Source organism: Rhodococcus sp. 06-418-5 (genome assembly GCF_002258285.1).
GTDB lineage: Bacteria > Actinomycetota > Actinomycetes > Mycobacteriales > Mycobacteriaceae > Rhodococcoides.
Genome location: NZ_NOYE01000008.1, coordinates 176,392 through 191,612 on the forward strand (window position 1 = coordinate 176,392; position 15,221 = coordinate 191,612).

The 15,221-nt window shown below is 64.1% G+C and carries 15 protein-coding genes; 8 read left to right on the forward strand and 7 right to left on the reverse strand.

Annotated features, from left to right (window positions below; genetic code table 11):
* Positions 1-446: 446 nt before the first annotated feature.
* From CH274_RS02585 to rpsF, 5 genes are all read right to left on the reverse strand, one after another.
* Entirely contained in the window at positions 447-2,726 is a 2,280-nt protein-coding gene (locus tag CH274_RS02585) for a SulP family inorganic anion transporter (RefSeq protein WP_032396924.1), read from the reverse strand.
* Positions 2,727-2,959: 233 nt separating this feature from the next.
* Positions 2,960-3,415, reverse strand: coding sequence for a 50S ribosomal protein L9 (gene rplI, locus CH274_RS02590; RefSeq protein ID WP_032396925.1), 456 nt, complete (start codon positions 3,413-3,415; stop codon positions 2,960-2,962).
* A 15-nt stretch (positions 3,416-3,430) separates the two neighbouring features.
* A complete protein-coding gene (rpsR, locus tag CH274_RS02595; protein ID WP_032396926.1) occupies positions 3,431-3,673 on the reverse strand; it encodes a 30S ribosomal protein S18 in 243 nt (80 codons plus the stop codon).
* A gap of 42 nt (positions 3,674-3,715) precedes the next feature.
* Complete coding sequence (locus tag CH274_RS02600) at positions 3,716-4,267, reverse strand: single-stranded DNA-binding protein (RefSeq protein WP_032378699.1); 552 nt, start codon at positions 4,265-4,267, stop codon at positions 3,716-3,718.
* Positions 4,268-4,324: 57 nt separating this feature from the next.
* Positions 4,325-4,612 carry a 30S ribosomal protein S6 gene (rpsF, locus tag CH274_RS02605; RefSeq protein WP_008711385.1) on the reverse strand — a complete coding sequence of 96 codons (288 nt, stop codon included), beginning with the start codon at positions 4,610-4,612 and terminating at the stop codon, positions 4,325-4,327.
* A 161-nt stretch (positions 4,613-4,773) separates the two neighbouring features.
* On the opposite strand from rpsF, the gene CH274_RS02610 reads away from it, so the two are divergent.
* The 4 genes from CH274_RS02610 (at position 4,774) to CH274_RS02625 (ending at position 7,785) form a co-directional block, all read left to right on the forward strand.
* Complete coding sequence (locus CH274_RS02610) at positions 4,774-6,177, forward strand: glycosyltransferase family 87 protein (protein WP_094646217.1); 1,404 nt, start codon at positions 4,774-4,776, stop codon at positions 6,175-6,177.
* 21 nt (positions 6,178-6,198) lie between these two features.
* The gene (locus CH274_RS02615; RefSeq protein ID WP_094656661.1) at positions 6,199-6,897 is read left to right on the forward strand and encodes a response regulator transcription factor; all 699 of its coding nucleotides are present in this window, start codon (positions 6,199-6,201) and stop codon (positions 6,895-6,897) included.
* Positions 6,897-7,292 carry a hypothetical protein gene (locus CH274_RS02620; protein ID WP_094646218.1) on the forward strand — a complete coding sequence of 132 codons (396 nt, stop codon included), beginning with the start codon at positions 6,897-6,899 and terminating at the stop codon, positions 7,290-7,292. Before CH274_RS02615 ends, CH274_RS02620 begins: the two co-directional genes overlap by 1 nt.
* A gap of 127 nt (positions 7,293-7,419) precedes the next feature.
* A complete protein-coding gene (locus CH274_RS02625) occupies positions 7,420-7,785 on the forward strand; it encodes a helix-turn-helix transcriptional regulator (RefSeq protein ID WP_032396930.1) in 366 nt (121 codons plus the stop codon).
* Between the two features lie 23 nt (positions 7,786-7,808).
* Here CH274_RS02625 and CH274_RS02630 read toward each other — a convergent pair whose 3' ends face one another.
* Together CH274_RS02630 and CH274_RS02635 are read right to left on the reverse strand one after the other, a co-directional pair.
* A complete protein-coding gene (locus CH274_RS02630; RefSeq protein ID WP_094629055.1) occupies positions 7,809-8,906 on the reverse strand; it encodes a DUF475 domain-containing protein in 1,098 nt (365 codons plus the stop codon).
* A 91-nt stretch (positions 8,907-8,997) separates the two neighbouring features.
* Entirely contained in the window at positions 8,998-9,573 is a 576-nt protein-coding gene (locus CH274_RS02635; protein ID WP_032396932.1) for a TerD family protein, read from the reverse strand.
* A gap of 220 nt (positions 9,574-9,793) precedes the next feature.
* On the opposite strand from CH274_RS02635, the gene CH274_RS02640 reads away from it, so the two are divergent.
* From CH274_RS02640 to CH274_RS02655, 4 genes are read left to right on the forward strand one after another with little or no spacing between them, the layout of a single operon-like run.
* Complete coding sequence (locus CH274_RS02640) at positions 9,794-10,879, forward strand: hypothetical protein (RefSeq protein WP_032397328.1); 1,086 nt, start codon at positions 9,794-9,796, stop codon at positions 10,877-10,879.
* A gap of 23 nt (positions 10,880-10,902) precedes the next feature.
* A complete protein-coding gene (locus CH274_RS02645) occupies positions 10,903-12,051 on the forward strand; it encodes an HpcH/HpaI aldolase/citrate lyase family protein (protein ID WP_094656789.1) in 1,149 nt (382 codons plus the stop codon).
* Positions 12,048-14,381, forward strand: coding sequence for a phosphoribosyltransferase (locus CH274_RS02650; protein ID WP_094656662.1), 2,334 nt, complete (start codon positions 12,048-12,050; stop codon positions 14,379-14,381). Before CH274_RS02645 ends, CH274_RS02650 begins: the two co-directional genes overlap by 4 nt.
* Positions 14,378-15,181: an HAD family hydrolase gene (locus CH274_RS02655; protein WP_179275618.1), complete on the forward strand. Its 804-nt coding sequence runs from the start codon at positions 14,378-14,380 to the stop codon at positions 15,179-15,181. The genes CH274_RS02650 and CH274_RS02655 overlap by 4 nt, the downstream gene beginning before the upstream one ends.
* The last annotated feature ends 40 nt before the right edge of the window (positions 15,182-15,221 follow it).

Here is a 15,221-nt window from a genome sequence, read left to right on the forward strand (position 1 = left end):
CCCCGGGCACCGACAGGTCCTGCTCGGCACCGGATACGCACTCTCCGGAGGCCGCTGCACGGCATCGAGAGAGACGCTGCACGGACGTTAAGCGCTATCGGCAGGAGTCACAACATGGCCTGTGGATGGAACTGTGGATGAAATGTGGATGGTGTTGAACAACGGTGTTGACCATCTGTGGACAACCTGGGTATAACTTTCCGGTTTTCAGGTTCTTCGCCAGGTCAAGGGGTGTACATAAAGTTTTCTTCCTGTGCATCGATTCGGGAGCGGCGTGTCGGCCGAATTGACAACTCGGGCGTGTTGAGTAAATACCGGGTGAACCCAGGGGTGAATTGGGTCACACCGACTGGGATCACTCACAGAAACAGACCACTCTCCCGTTTAGACGCGAGAGGCCCGATCCCATTCTTGGAATCGGGCCCCTCGGCACTCGCGCCGAGACGTCAGGAGTCACTCTTCTGCGGGCAGTCCGCCGGGTCGAGGACCGTGATCTCCTGGGTACCTATCTGCAGAACTCGTGCCGACGGAATGTCGAAGAAGAGGCCGGTGATTCGTAGGCGCCCCTCGGCGTTGGCACGACCGACGACTCGATGCCGCGTGAGCGTCTGCAGCTGCACTGCGACGTTCACCATCGCCAGTTGGTCTGCCTCTCCGAAACCGAGCTCCGCCGCCTGACGACCGACCACGTGCCCGCTGCGATACGCGTCGAGGCTTGCCATCCCGTAACCCAACCACTCGGCGACGGAGGCGTCCGCGGCGTTCTCAGGGCCGCTGAGTACCGCTTTCATGGCACCGCAGCCCGAGTGCCCACAGACCACGACCGACGAGGTCCCGAGTTGATCGACACCGAACGCCAGCGCCGCCTCCACCGAGCAGTCCTGCCCCTGAGCGGGAACGAGGTTGCCCATGTTGCGGACGGTGAACAGGTCACCCGGGCCGCTGCTGGTGATCGTGTTCGGCATGACTCGCGAATCCACACAGCACAGAAACAGAGTGTCCGGATCCTGGCTGTCGGTCAGTCCCTCGAGGTGCGGACGGATGTTGGGAGCATGCGTGCGGTGGTACTCCGCAACGCCGCTCAACACCGGCCGCAGCGCCGCGGGCGAGTCCTCCTGCGCGACATCGCTCTTGAGCTGCCAGGCACGCCACGGTGCCAACGAACTGCGTACCGTCGCCGATCCACGCTTGGGTGGGCCTTCGGCAGCCGCCGCCATGGACGCCGTACCCACTTCTTCGACTTTCACTGTGCCGCCGCCGAGTTCGTGCTGACGCATCCACTCGTTCAAGGCGTCGTGCACGGCATGGTCGAGGAAGTCGACGCCGAGGTGGACCGTGACGGCCGTGCCTGCCGGGACAGTGGACAGCACATGCGTCAACCGGGGGAGCGCGAGGAAGCTCAACGACCCCTCGGTGGTGACACGCCAGGTGCCGTCGACGGTTTCCTCAGCCCTGACCTTCGCCCACACCACCCGACGCAGCACGAGGATGATCGACAGTGCCAAACCGATCAACACACCCTCGAGCAGGTTGAGCGCCACCACTCCGACGACAGTGACCGCGTAGACCGCGATGTCTCCGGTCTTGTTCGCAATCTTGATGTCCGCCAGCTTGATCAGCTGCACACCGATCATCACCAGCAACCCGGCCAGAGCTGCGAAGGGAACCAGTTCGACGATCGAGATGAACAGTACCGAGAAGATCAGAATCCACACGCCGTGCAGAATCGCCGATGCCCGAGATTTGGCACCGACCTTGACGTTGGTGGCACTGCGCACGATCACCCCGGTGATCGGCAGACCGCCGATGGCGCCTGAGGCCATGTTGCCGGCACCCTGAGCCATCAATTCACGGTCGAAGTTGGTGCGCTCACCGCTGTGCATCTTGTCGACGGCCACCGCGGAGAGCAGACTCTCGACACTGGCGATCAACGCGATGGTGATGACGCCGGTGACGAACGCACTCCACTGCCCGTCGGGCATGACCGGCAGGCTCAAGGACTCGATCAGGTTGCCGGGCAATTCGATTCGTTCGACATCGAGTGAGAAGAAGATCGAGACCGCGGTGGCGGTGACCACTGCGACCAGGGCGGCCGGCACCTTGGTGACCTTGGCCAGCACGCCGGACAACTCGCTCAACCGTGGCCAGGCGAACATCAGCACGACCACAATTCCGCCGACGACGATCGACGGCCACTGGCCGTTCGCGACGGATGTAGGGATGGCGAGGACGTTCTGGACCGCAGAACTTTCGGATTCCCCGCCGAGAAGCACGTGAATCTGTTGCAGCGCAATGGTTATACCGATTCCGGCGAGCATCGCATGCACCACGACGGGCGAGATGGCCAACGCACTGCGCGCAATCCGGCTCATTCCCAGCAGGATCTGCACAGCACCGGCCAGGACGGTGATGGCGCACGTTACGCCCCACCCGAATTGGTTGACCAACTCGGCAACCACGACGGTCAGGCCTGCCGCGGGGCCACTGACCTGCAGCGGTGATCCGCCGAGTATGCCGGCAAGAATGCCGCCGACCACAGCGGCAATGAGACCGGCCATGATCGGCGCGCCCGATGCGACGGCGATACCGATCGAAAGTGGCACTGCAACAAGGAAAACGACCAACGAGGCCGGTACGTCGTATTTCAGGATCGACCCGACGCGAGACTGCGGCTCGAGTCGGGTCTCGGGACTGGGGTCGGAATCGGGTTCCACGGTCGTGGTCACGGCAGCGTTCCTCCGGGCGTCTAGGCGTCAGGTCGGGTGAATCCAGTTGGTGATGATGTTCGATGTCGCCCCGCCTAAAGAGTACGCAAAGCTTTGCTCACGAACGTCCGAAGAGAGATGCTTCACAAATCGGAACCCATTGCGACAGTTGATCTTTGTGAGAAGACACGAAAAAGCCCCACGAACCGAGGTTCGTGGGGCTTTGTTCGACCGAAACGGGCCGAAAGCTGAAATCAGCTTCCGACGACATCCAGCTTGAACTTGGCGGTCACGTCGGGGTGCAGGTTCACGACGATGTCGTGCTTGCCCGTGCTCTTGACGTGAGCCTTCGGCAGATCGATGCTGCGCTTGTCGACGACCGGGCCACCGGCAGCCTTCAGAGCAGAAGCGACGTCCGACGCGGTGACCGAGCCGAACAGCTTGCCCGAGTCGCCCGCGGTCTTCACGGAGAGCGTGACGGCCTCGAGGCCTTCGATGGCCTGCTTGAGCTCGTTGGCGTGCTCGAGGCCGCGGACGGCACGAGCTTCCTGAGCGCGGCGGATGCCGTCGACCTGCTTCTGAGCTCCACGGGTGGCCTGGATGGCCAATCCGCGGGGCAGCAGGAAGTTACGGCCGTAGCCGTCCTTGACCTCTACGGTGTCGCCAGGCGCACCGAGGTTGTCCACATCAGCGGTGAGGATCAGTTTCATACCAATCGCCCCTTTCTATCGAGCCGTCGCGGCGTAAGGCAGCAGTGCTACCTCACGCGAGTTCTTCACGGCAACGGCCACGTCACGCTGATGCTGGACGCAGTTGCCGGTGACACGGCGAGCACGGATCTTTCCGCGATCGCTGACGTACTTACGCAGCAACGTCGTGTCCTTGTAATCGATCGACGTGTTCTTTTCCTTGCAGAAGGAACACGCTTTCTTCTTGAGCACCTTGTCGCGCAATGGCGGTTTGGGCATGGGTCTTTCTCCGTTACATCTGGTTGTTCTCGATCGAAGGATCTAGAACGGTGGCTCTTCGTCTCCGCCACGTCCGCCGAAGGAGCCCGACGCCGCCGGGGCACTGCCCCAGGGATCGTCTCCGCCGGAACCGGAGTTGGACGAGGAGTTCGAGCGGCCGCCGCTCGATCCGCCGGAGGAACCGGAGCCGGAGCCGGAGTTGAAGCCGCCTCCGCCGCCACCTCCACCGCGGTTGGCCTTGTTGACCTTTGCGGTGGCGTAGCGGAGTGAAGGTCCGATCTCGTCTACCTCGAGCTCGACGACTGTCCGCTTCTCACCCTCACGCGTCTCGTACGAGCGCTGCCGCAGCCGTCCGCTCACGATCACTCGCGAGCCTCGGGTCAAGCTCTCGGCAACGTTCTCCGCTGCCTCGCGCCAGATGTTGCAGCGCATGAAGAGCGCGTCGCCGTCTTTCCACTCGTTCGTCTGACGATCGAATGTGCGCGGGGTGGATGCAACCGTGAAGTTGGCAACCGCCGCGCCGGCGGGGGTGAATCGAAGTTCTGGATCAGCCGTCAAGTTTCCGATGACGGTGATGACGGTCTCGCCTGCCATGGTTCCTCTTTCAGTAGTAAGCGTTGTAGATGCCAGCCTAGAGGCGGGCAACGACAATTACTTGCCCTGTCGCAGGACCTTCGTGCGCAGAACGGACTCGTTGAGTCCGAGCTGACGATCGAGCTCGCTGACGGTGGCAGGCTCGGCGTTGAGGTTCACAACGGCGTAGATGCCCTCGGCATGCTTGAGGATTTCGTAGGCCAGACGACGCTTGCCCCACACATCGACCTTGTCGACGGTGCCGCCATCCTTGCGAACGACGTTGAGGAACGTGTCGAGCGACGGAGCGACAGTGCGCTCGTCCAGATTGGGGTCGAGAATGACCATCAATTCGTAATGACGCATAAGACCTCATCACCTCCTGTGGACTAGTGAAAACGGCCACGGACTGTCCGTGGCAGGAGGGTCGTTGCGTCAGCAACCCCTCGAAGATACACGACAGGGCCCTGACCTGCTAATTCGCGTCGGGCGCACGGTCCGGCCCTCACGCGTCATACTCTTGCACCATGCGATCCGGGGTCCGCGCCAATCCGATGACGGTCGTCGTGGTCGTCGCGATGGCTGCGCTGGGATTGATTCTGGGATATCTGAACAAGGCCCGATGCGCGGTCGCGCCGTTCGACGCCTCCGGACGCAGCACGGTGTTCGACGCCATCAAGGATTCCTCGGTCTGCTACTCCGACATCCAATTCCTGTGGCTCGGCCGAGACATCGACAATCACATCTTTCCCTACATTCACGGAGCCATCACCAGCGACGGGATCCTCACCGGCGGGACGGTGGAGTATCCCGTCCTCAGTGGGTTGCTGATGTGGCTCGGAGCCATCCCGGCCCACACCGATGCACAGTTCCTGCTGACCTCGGCGTTGATTCTGGCACCGTTCGGTCTGCTCACCGCCTGGATGCTCGGGCGGATGGCCGGCTGGTCCGCGTTGCTGTGGTCGATCGGCCCACCTGTGGTGATGTACGCCTTCCACAACTGGGAACTTCCGGTCGTGGCCGCTGCCGTCGGCGCGATCTTCGTCATGACCCTGCCGATGCCGCTGCGGCGCAGAGCGATTCTCGCGTCGGTGCTGTTGGCCGTCGGCTTCTGCCTCAAGCTCTACCCGGGAGCTTTCGTATTGCCCCTGATCGCGTATGTGGTCACCGGCGGCATCGACGGGCGCGAGTCCGCCGACACCATCCGGGGTCGCTGGGACGTCCGTGGCGGTCTGATGGTCGCCGGTGCCGCGATCGGCACGGTGGTTGCAGTCAACCTGCCGTTCGCAGTCCTCGGTTACGAGGGGTGGCGTGCATCCTTCACCTTCCAGTCGCTGCGGCAGGCAGACCTGACGACCAACTCCATCTGGTACTGGGGACTGCGCCACTTCTACATCAGCGACCAGATGACTCCCGATGCCTACGCGGAGGCCGACGCGTCCTTCCAGGATGTGGTCGATGTCGCGTCGCCGCTGCTGGTGTTCGCCGCGTTCGCACTTGCGCTATGGCTCGGCTGGCGTCGGGCAAAGGTTGTCGGAACGTACCCGTGGGTCGCGGTGAGCGGGTCGATGCTGTGCGGATTCATGCTGCTGCACAAGGTGCACTCGCCGCAGTACACGCTGTGGCTGCTGCCGTTCCTGGTATTGCTTCGGGTCCCGTGGGCGCTCGTCGCCGCGTATCTCATCGTCGATCTGTCGATGGGAATCGGCGTGTTCAAGTACTTCGCCGCGTTGGCCTCCGGGGTGGACGCCGAGGACGAGGAGTTCTTCGTTCTGGTAGGGGTGTGGGGACGGGCGCTGCTGCTGGTGGTGCTGTTCGTGCTGTTCATCCGTACGCGCATGCGGATTCCAGTACGCGGCGAAACAGACCAGGAGTCGGTATCATCGCGCCGACCAGCAGCGACATCGCTGACGGGATCACCGGGGCAATAGGGCGCAGAGCGGGGCGGGGACATGACACAGGTGTCGCGATCACAGGAGAGCGCAGAAAATCGGGCCACCGAAGTTCGACGCGTCGGCCTCGTCGAGGACCACGAATCGGTAGCGCTCGGACTCAAGGCCATGCTCGCCGACGAACCCGACCTGGAACTGGTGTCCACCGCCGCCACCGTCGCAGAGTTGCTCGCCCAGCAGCCGACACTCGATCTGGTGGTACTCGATCTTCGGCTCGGTGACGGGTCCTCACCCCGCTCCAACGTGGAGCAACTGCACGCCGCCGGTGCGCGCGTCCTCGTCTACACCGGTGCCGAGAACGCCTTTCTGGTTCGCTCGGCAGCTCGTGCGGGCGTACTGGGCGTAGTTCGCAAGTCGGCACCGGCCGCAGCGATCGTCTCCGCGATCCGGCGCGCCGCGAGCGGGGGACAGGTCGTCACGACGGACTGGGCTGCCGCAATCGACGGCGATCCCCAGCTTCCGGACGTGGGACTCAGTCCACGCCAACGTGAAGTACTCGCCCTCTACGCGTCGGGCGAGAAGGCCGGACGCGTCGCCCGCCTGGCCGGACTGTCCGAGCAGACCGTCAACGACTACCTGGTACGGATCCGCAACAAATACGCCGAGGCGGGACGTCCGGCACCGACGAAGACCGATCTGTACAAGCGTGCGGTCGAGGACGGCTGGCTCCCGATGCCCGAGCTACCTCCACAGGATTGATGCAGGCCCCACTCGAGAAAATCGCGAGCGGGTCCGGTCTCGATACCGCCGAGCGGCAGGCCTGCGGACTTCACGCGGCAACTCTGCCGGATCGACTGCGGGCACCGGGACTGACGACGGACGAGGTCGCCGCGCAAGCGCGGGCTGCCAGGGCACGGAGTGTGCAGGTGATTCCGCTCGACGACGGCGGGCTCACTATGGCTCATCCCACAATTTCGGACCGAGTGAGCACCGCGGTTTCCGACGCGCTCAGCGGTGCGACAGACGGGGTGGTGACCGCTCGGATCCTGCCGCCTGGACGCGCGAAGATCGTATCCATACTGGTCAGCGACTCGAGCGCCGACGTGCGGATCGAACTCGATGCAGTCGGAGAGAAGTCTGTCGTAGCCCCGTGACACTCTGACAGGACGGTTGACGGTTCAATGCCCCAAATAATAAGGGCAGAAAACCTGCGAATTACCTGTGAGAATCGACCGCATTGGTTTAGTCGGTCTCAACTCACTTCGGCGTCCGGGAGATTAGATGTCTGCACTGCTCGAACCCTTGCCCTCCGCGAACGACTCCGGAGTCCCGACGACGCGCCGTTCACGCGGTCCGATCAGCCTCGTTCCACCCCCGATGCAGATACATCCCGTTCCCGCCGCCACGAGCCCCTTCCCGCCGCGACCGGATCTGACCGGCCGCGAGATCGAGGTGCTGCTCTGCTGGATTCGACACGACTCGAAGACCGAAGTGGCGAAGGCACTGTTTCTCTCGCTCGGCACCGTCAACACCCACCTCACCCGGATTCGGGCCAAGTACACCTCCGTCGGACGGCCGGCACCGACCAAGGCGGCCCTCGTCGCGCGCGCCCTGCAGGACGGGCTCGTCGATATCTCGGAGCTGTGAACCAGGGTCGGTGATGCCGTCGGTCAGACGCTGACGGCAGTGTCCACGCCCTCGTTCTCGAGGCGTTTGTTGCGTCGAATACTGCTCAGCAGGGCGGCCCCGATGAACAGGATTCCCACGAAGCCGGTGATCAGCTCGTTGATGTGTACACCGATCGAGACCAGCAGGATGATGGACAGCGCACCGATCGCCCAGTGCGCACCGTGCTCGAGGTACACGTAATCGGACAACGTTCCCTTGCGAACCAGGAAGACCGTGATCGAGCGGACGAACATCGCACCGATGAAGCCCAGGCCGAGCGCGATGATGATCGGGTCTGCGGTGATGGCGAACGCACCGATGACACCGTCGAACGAGAACGATGCGTCGAGCACCTCGAGGTAGAGGAACAGGAAGAACCCGGCCTTACCCGTCGCCTTCGCCAGTTCGCTCGGCCCGCCCGAGGACTCTTCGCCCTCTTCTTCGACGTGGAAGAGTTCACCGAGTCCGTTCACTGCAATGTAGGTGATCATGCCCAGCACGCCGGAGACCATGACGGTGGAGATCTTGTCGTCCTCGGCGAGGAATTCGGCGCTCAGGACCAGCAGCAGGCCTGCGACGACCACGGAGAGCTGATCGAGGCGACCGATGCGGGCGAGCGGCTTTTCGAGCCAGCTCAACCAGGTGATCTCGCGATCCTCGAAGATGAATCCGAGGAAGAGCATCAGCAGGAACATGCCACCGAATGCAGCGATCTGCGGATGCGCGTCGGTGAGGAGCGTCTCGTAGCTGGGTGAACCGTCCGGGAAAGTTGCGGCACCGTCGGCGGGCGGGTTGAGGGCCAGGTCGATCGCGGCGACCGGACCGAGGCCGGACGCAGCCCAGACGATGACCAGCGGGAACAGCAGCCGCATGCCGAACACGGCGATGATGATGCCGATGGTGAGGAAGATCTTCTGCCAGAACTCGCTCATGCGTCGCAACACGGTGGCGTTGATGACGGCATTGTCGAAGGACAGCGACACCTCGAGTACACCGAGGATGAGGACGAGGATCATCGCCTCGATCCCGCCGTACAGAAAAGCCACGATGACGGACACGATGGTGACCGCGATCGACCATCCGAAGATCTTGACAACCACAGTCGTGGCCCTTCTCGAGACAAAGACGGAAAAACCCCCGCCCATCATGGATGACGAGGCGGGGGTACTCCCAATCTTGAGGAGGCCTTTACTACACGTTTACTCCGAAATCGCGAGCGATTCCTGCGAGTCCCGAGGCGTAGCCCTGACCGACCGCGCGGAACTTCCACTCCGCGCCGTTGCGGTACAGCTCACCGAAGACCATGGCGGTCTCGGTGGAGGCGTCCTCGCTGAGGTCGTAGCGTGCGAGCTCGGAGTTGTCGGCCTGGTTGATGACGCGGATGAACGCGTTGCGCACCTGACCGAACGACTGCGAGCGTGCGTCCGCATCGTAGATGGACACGGGGAAGACGATGGTCTCGATCTCCGGCGGTACTGCGGCGAGATCGACCTTGATCTGCTCGTCGTCTCCGTCGCCCTCACCCGTGGTGTTGTCCCCGGTGTGCTCGATGGAGCCGTCGGGAGACTTCAGGTTGTTGAAGAACACGAAGTGCCCGTCGCTCAAGGCCTTCTTCGTCGAGTTCAGAGCGATGGCGCTGGCGTCGAGATCGAAGTCGGTGCCGGTCGTCGTGCGGATGTCCCATCCGAGACCGACCACGACCGCGGTCAGGTTCGGAGCTGCCTTGGTGAGCGAGACATTGCCACCCTTGCTGAGGCTGACGCCCATTGAGAGGTCCTTTCGCAATTGGTTTCCCGTTACGGGGTCAACCGTAGTGGGAATGTCCGGTTCTTGGACGTACTCAGCCAACGACTGCGACATCGCCAGGGTTCCCGTCAGTACTATCGAGCAGGTGACAAGTCGCTGGCCTGGGGTGTTCCGCCGGGGTGCCGAATCGGACGCCGCCGCGCGTCGATCCCAGGACAACGCTGTCGCCGCGTTCCTCGACATGGACAAGCGTCAGTCCATCGCGTCGGCCGGCGTCGAGGCCTCCACCGCACTGCGCCCTCAGGATCGACTCGCAGGCCGATGGTCCGACACCGAGAAGCAATGTTTCGACGCCGGAGCCGCCTACCTCGCCGCCGTCGAGCAGTTCGACGGAATCACCACCCCTGCCGCCAGATCGGCCTTCGACCGAGCAACCGCGCTTCTGCACGATGCCAGCACTGCCGTCGATCGGTTCTACGACGCCCATCGAGGCACGCTCGAGCAGGCATCTGCTCAGTTCGCCGCGACCCCGCGCCTGGTCCAGGACGCGTTGGCCGAGGCAGACGCAGCCCGCTCCACCGTCGACGAGCAGTTCGCCGCCTACCCCTCACTTCGCCAGGCGTGGCGCGAACTCGATTCGGCAACAACACAATTGCAGGCCGATCAGCGCGACCCTCTGCGCGCCCGAGAGCACGCCGCCCAAGTCCGCGACCGTGCGGCCGCGCTGCGTGCTGCCGTGGACTCGGCCCCGGGACGCCTTCAGGAGGCCCGAACCGCGCTGGCCTCCGTGCGCACCCGAATCGAGGCGGTGCGAACCAGATCCGAAGGTATTGCGCCTGCCTTCTCGAGCTTGCTTCGTGAATTCAACGCCAAGAGCTCGGCAGATCTGTCCCGAAACGAACGATCCAGTGCGCGCCACATCGAGCAGGCCGACGAGGACCTGCGCGCGGCGCGTTCGGCGCTCGATTCGGGCAATCCCGAGCAGTCACTGGATCTGGTCACCCAGGCGCGCCAACACCTGAGCGATGCCGAGCAACTGGTCGACGCGGTCACCGACCGAGTTCGACTGCTGCGCGCGGTCAGGGCCGATCCGAAAGAGACCGAGAACAAGGTGCGGTTCAAACTTCGTGACGCTCAACAACTCGCGATCAATCGTGGTCTGGTTGCCGAATGGGGCTCGGTGTTGGATGCTCAGCTCGCCCGGATCGACAGGGCGAGCACGGCGCTGACGGGTACCCACCCGGACTACTGGTCATATCTGCAGGATCTGGATACCATTTCGGACTTCATCGCAGGCGTGATCGACCGCATGCGAACCTCGCACTGACTACATTCACACGAAGGACAGTGGTGCAACACTTTCGCCATCTCGACGCAGACACTCGCCGACGAGTGTTCTTCATGCAACCGGAAGACATCGAGACGAGCGACGGAAACGACCTCGTGGCAACGGCTCTCGGCGCAACGCTGTACATCCCGGCCACGCGTCGGGACCTGACGGCAACGGTGAACAAACGCACCGACGAGGGTGTTCGGTCCATGGTCATCGATCTCGAAGACGCTGTCGCAGATCACGATCTGGACGAAGCGTTGGCCAACACCGTGCGAACTCTCAACGAACTCTCGGGTTCGGGATCGCTGGTGTTCGTTCGGGCTCGTACCGCCGCCCACATCCGCAGCATCTGCGACGGCCTCGACCACGGTGCCGCAGGGCTGGCCGGATTCGTCGTACCGAAGTTCACGGCAGCACGCGGAGCCGAGTTCCTCGACGAGATCGTCGCTGCGTCGAAGACACACGGCACCCGTCTGTTCGCCATGCCGGTCCTCGAATCACCGGAGGTGGTGCACCGGGAGACCCGCGACGCGGAACTGGTTGCCATTCGCGAACTGCTCGGTGAGTACCGCGACGTCGTACTGGCGGTGCGAATCGGTGCCACCGACATGTGCGGCACGTTCGGCATCCGCCGCGACCGGGACCTGACGATCTACGACGTCCGCGTCGTCGCCGACGTCATCAGCGCGATCGTCAATCACCTGGGCCGCTACGACGGTTCGGGCTTCGTCATCACCGGACCGGTGTGGGAGTACTTCGCAGACCACGAACGCATGTTCCGTCCCCTGCTGCGTCAGACGCCGTTCGTCGATCAACAGGCCGTACGCTTCCGCCAGCAACTGGTCAGCAGCGACCTCGACGCCCTGCTGCGCGAGGTGGCACTCGACCGCGCGAACGGCATTCAGGGCAAGACCGTCATCCACCCCTCGCACGTACCTGCCGTGCACGCACTGTCCGCGGTGACGCACGAGGAATACCACGATGCACTCGACATTCTCTCCTCCGACCAGGGCGGCGTCCAGGCGTCCGGCTACCGCAACAAGATGAACGAGCTCGGCCCGCACCGCAACTGGGCGAAGCAGACGGTGGTGCGGGCCAGGGCGTTCGGCGTCACCAACGAGGGAATCACGTTCGTGGATCTACTGACCGCACTGGCACAGCGATGAACGCGAACCCCGCCGACGGAATCGCGCTCACCGACACCGGTTCGTCGTCGTCCTGGTCGGCCACGCAGTTGGTGCGGCCAGGTCTGCGTCGCAATCCCCGCCGCGCCCATCTGTTGGTCTCGACGGTGCTCGGCAAACACATCCCTGTGGATCCGGACGTCGTGATCGCCGCAGGCACCGAACTGGCCGCCCTGGTCCACGCCGCGGTGGACGGTTCCGATGTCGATGTTCTCGGATTCGCCGAGACCGCAACGGGATTGGGCCACACTGTCGCAACGGCTCTGGGCGCGCACTGCTACCTGCACTCGACGCGCCGCGGTGTTCCCGGCATGACGGTGCACGGCGAGTTCGAGGAGGGTCACTCGCACGCCACCGACCACCTGCTGATGCCCACTTCGGCCGACCTTCTTGCCGGCGACCTGCCGTTGATACTCGTCGACGACGAGATCTCGACCGGAGCGACCGCATTGGATGCGGTGCGACAGATTCACTCCACGGCCGGGCGCGCGCACTACGTCATCGCATCCCTGGTGGACATGCGCACCGCCGAGCATCTCGCTGCGGCTGCCGCGGTGGCAACACAACTCGGCGTTCGGATCGACAACGTGAGCCTTGCACAGGGATCCGTCGAGCTGGAGCCGGGACTGACACAGACGGTGCTGGACCTGCCGGATCCGGTATTCAATCCCACTGCTGCACAGCCTGGTTCGGTTCATCGAGTCGACGCCCACTGGCCGGCCACCCTGCCCGACGGCGGACGCCACGGATTCCTCCGATCCGATTCGGCAGGTTTCGACTCCGCGATCGACGCCCTCGCAGCCACCGTGGATGCGTCGCTCTCCGAATCGACACCGGTGGTCGTCATCGGCCACGAGGAGCTCATGTATCTGCCGCTCCGGCTCGCGGCGGCCCTGCAGAAACTGGGGCACCGTGCGCTGTTCCAGACCACGACCCGGTCACCGGCGTACGTGCTGGACGTGCCCGACTACCCCCTGCGCCGTGGTTTCGAATTCGCTGCACCCGAGGACGAATCGGGACTGCGCTACCTCTACAACGCGTCCGCCCCGCACGAGACCACACTGGTGCTCGTCGCCGACGCCCCCGCCGACACCGACGCCCTTGCCGCCGCGGCGGAGACACTGGCAGCCTCGGGCACCGACGTACTCCTGGTGGTCGTGACGGGAGCCGACCCGGTGGCGCTCGAGGTTTCCCGGCGCGCACGCCCGCTCCGCGGACCCGAATTCGGCTCCTACGCGGCGGACGAAGTCACGTGGCTGCTCAAAGACCTCTCGTCGGTCTCCCTCGAAGCAGGAATCGAGGAGCGGGAGCAGCGTATTCAAGCCGGCGAGGCCCATTACGCCGAATCGCTTCCGGTCGAGTATCAGCCGGATCTGGCCTACCGCGAACTGTTCGAGAAGGTGCTACAGGAAAGCGCGTCACGGCTGGCGGTCGCGGTCGGAACCGTCACCGAGGTCGTGCTGGCCGAGCGCGGACACGACATCGCACTCGCGTCATTGGCTCGGGCGGGTACACCCGTCGGAATTCTGATGCGCCGCTGGGCATTCGCGGCCCACGGCATCGAGCTTCCCCACTACGCCGTCTCGATCGTGCGTGATCGAGGCATCGACGCCGTGGCACTGCGCTACCTCGCCGAACACCACGACTCGCGCTCGGTGGTGTTCGTCGACGGCTGGACCGGCAAGGGTGCGATCGCCCGCGAACTCACCGCCGCCCTCCGCGACTTTCCCGGTGCCGAGTTCGACGACGACCTCGCCGTGCTCGCCGATCCTGGCAACTGCGCGCGCACGTACGGCACCCGCGACGACTTCCTCATCGCGTCCGCCTGTCTCAATTCGACGGTCTCGGGCCTGGTTTCACGAACCGTGCTCAACGACAGTCTGATTCGTCCCGGGGACTTCCACGGCGCGAAGTACTACGCCGATCTCGCCCCCGACGACGTCTCGCGGCACCTGCTCGACACCGTCGCTGCGCGGTTCGACGATGTCCGCGGTGAGGTCGAAGCCTCGGTGGCTGCGGTGTTGGGCTCCGACCGAACCCCCACCTGGACCGGATGGGCATCGGTGGAGAAGGTGCGTGAAGAATACGGAATCTCGCACGTCAACTTCGTCAAACCGGGCGTCGGCGAGACCACCCGGGTGTTGCTGCGTCGTGTCCCGTGGCGGGTACTGGTGCGGGACGCCGATGCGCCCGAGCACGAACACATTCGGATGCTCGCCGCAGCCAGGGGCGTGCCGGTGGACGTGGTGCCCGACCTCGCCTATTCGTGCATGGGGCTGATCAAGAACGTCTCGAACGGGGACCCGTCGTGAGCGCTCTGGTCGCGGTGGATCTCGACCGTACGATGATCTTCTCCGAGGGCGCACTCGGGGTTCCCCTGGACGATTCGTTCGAGTGCGTCGAGATGTACGAGGGAAAACCACTGTCCTACATGAGCTCTCGCGCGGTGTCTTTGCTTCGGGAGTTGAGCGAGACCACGGTCGTGGTGCCGACCACCACGCGAACCATCGAGCAGTTTCGGCGGATCGCGTTGCCCGGGGCACCCTGGCGATATGCCATCACCAGCAACGGGGGCAACATCCTCGTCGACGGTGTGCCGGATATGCAGTGGCGCAGCAGGTTCGAGTTGGATCTGGTGGGTATCGGCGCAGAGTTGAGATCACGGGTCTCCGAGGACTGGGTCCTCAAGTACCGCGAGGCGGACGGGCTGTTCTGCTACCTGGTGGTGAACACGTCCGCCGTGCCCGAGGGCTTCGTCGCGCAGTGGTCGCAGTGGTGCGCCGCTCGGGACTGGAACGTCTCGCAGCAGGGTCGAAAGATCTACACGATGCCCAACGCGGTGTGCAAGAGCTCTGCGGTGGCCGAGGTACGGTCTCGGCTGATCCAGGACGGCACGCTGGAGGCCGACGCTCGACTCTTCGCCGCCGGTGACGGCGCACTCGATGCGGAGATGCTCATGGCCGCCGACTCGGCCGTTCGACCACGGCACGGCGAACTCGAGCTGCTCGGATTCGCCCGGCCGGGCTTGACCGTCACCGACTCCTCCGGCGTCCGGGCCAGCGAGGAGATTCTCGAGTGGCTGCGGAACCGAAGTGCCGTGCGCCGCGTCTAACTGTTCGTCGGGGAGACAGGCAGTGGGGCAAGGGGTGGGC

What these genes read in the sequence shown, in the direction of transcription:
- rplI (WP_032396925.1), bottom strand. Translation starts at nt 3,415, where the DNA reads ATGAAACTGATCCTCACCGCTGATGTGGACAACCTCGGTGCGCCTGGC.
- rpsR (WP_032396926.1), bottom strand. Translation starts at nt 3,673, where the DNA reads ATGCCCAAACCGCCATTGCGCGACAAGGTGCTCAAGAAGAAAGCGTGT.
- CH274_RS02600 (WP_032378699.1), bottom strand. Translation starts at nt 4,267, where the DNA reads ATGGCAGGCGAGACCGTCATCACCGTCATCGGAAACTTGACGGCTGAT.
- rpsF (WP_008711385.1), bottom strand. Translation starts at nt 4,612, where the DNA reads ATGCGTCATTACGAATTGATGGTCATTCTCGACCCCAATCTGGACGAG.
- CH274_RS02610 (WP_094646217.1), top strand. Translation starts at nt 4,774, where the DNA reads ATGCGATCCGGGGTCCGCGCCAATCCGATGACGGTCGTCGTGGTCGTC.
- CH274_RS02615 (WP_094656661.1), top strand. Translation starts at nt 6,199, where the DNA reads ATGACACAGGTGTCGCGATCACAGGAGAGCGCAGAAAATCGGGCCACC.
- CH274_RS02620 (WP_094646218.1), top strand. Translation starts at nt 6,897, where the DNA reads ATGCAGGCCCCACTCGAGAAAATCGCGAGCGGGTCCGGTCTCGATACC.
- CH274_RS02625 (WP_032396930.1), top strand. Translation starts at nt 7,420, where the DNA reads ATGTCTGCACTGCTCGAACCCTTGCCCTCCGCGAACGACTCCGGAGTC.
- CH274_RS02635 (WP_032396932.1), bottom strand. Translation starts at nt 9,573, where the DNA reads ATGGGCGTCAGCCTCAGCAAGGGTGGCAATGTCTCGCTCACCAAGGCA.
- CH274_RS02640 (WP_032397328.1), top strand. Translation starts at nt 9,794, where the DNA reads ATGGACAAGCGTCAGTCCATCGCGTCGGCCGGCGTCGAGGCCTCCACC.
- CH274_RS02650 (WP_094656662.1), top strand. Translation starts at nt 12,048, where the DNA reads ATGAACGCGAACCCCGCCGACGGAATCGCGCTCACCGACACCGGTTCG.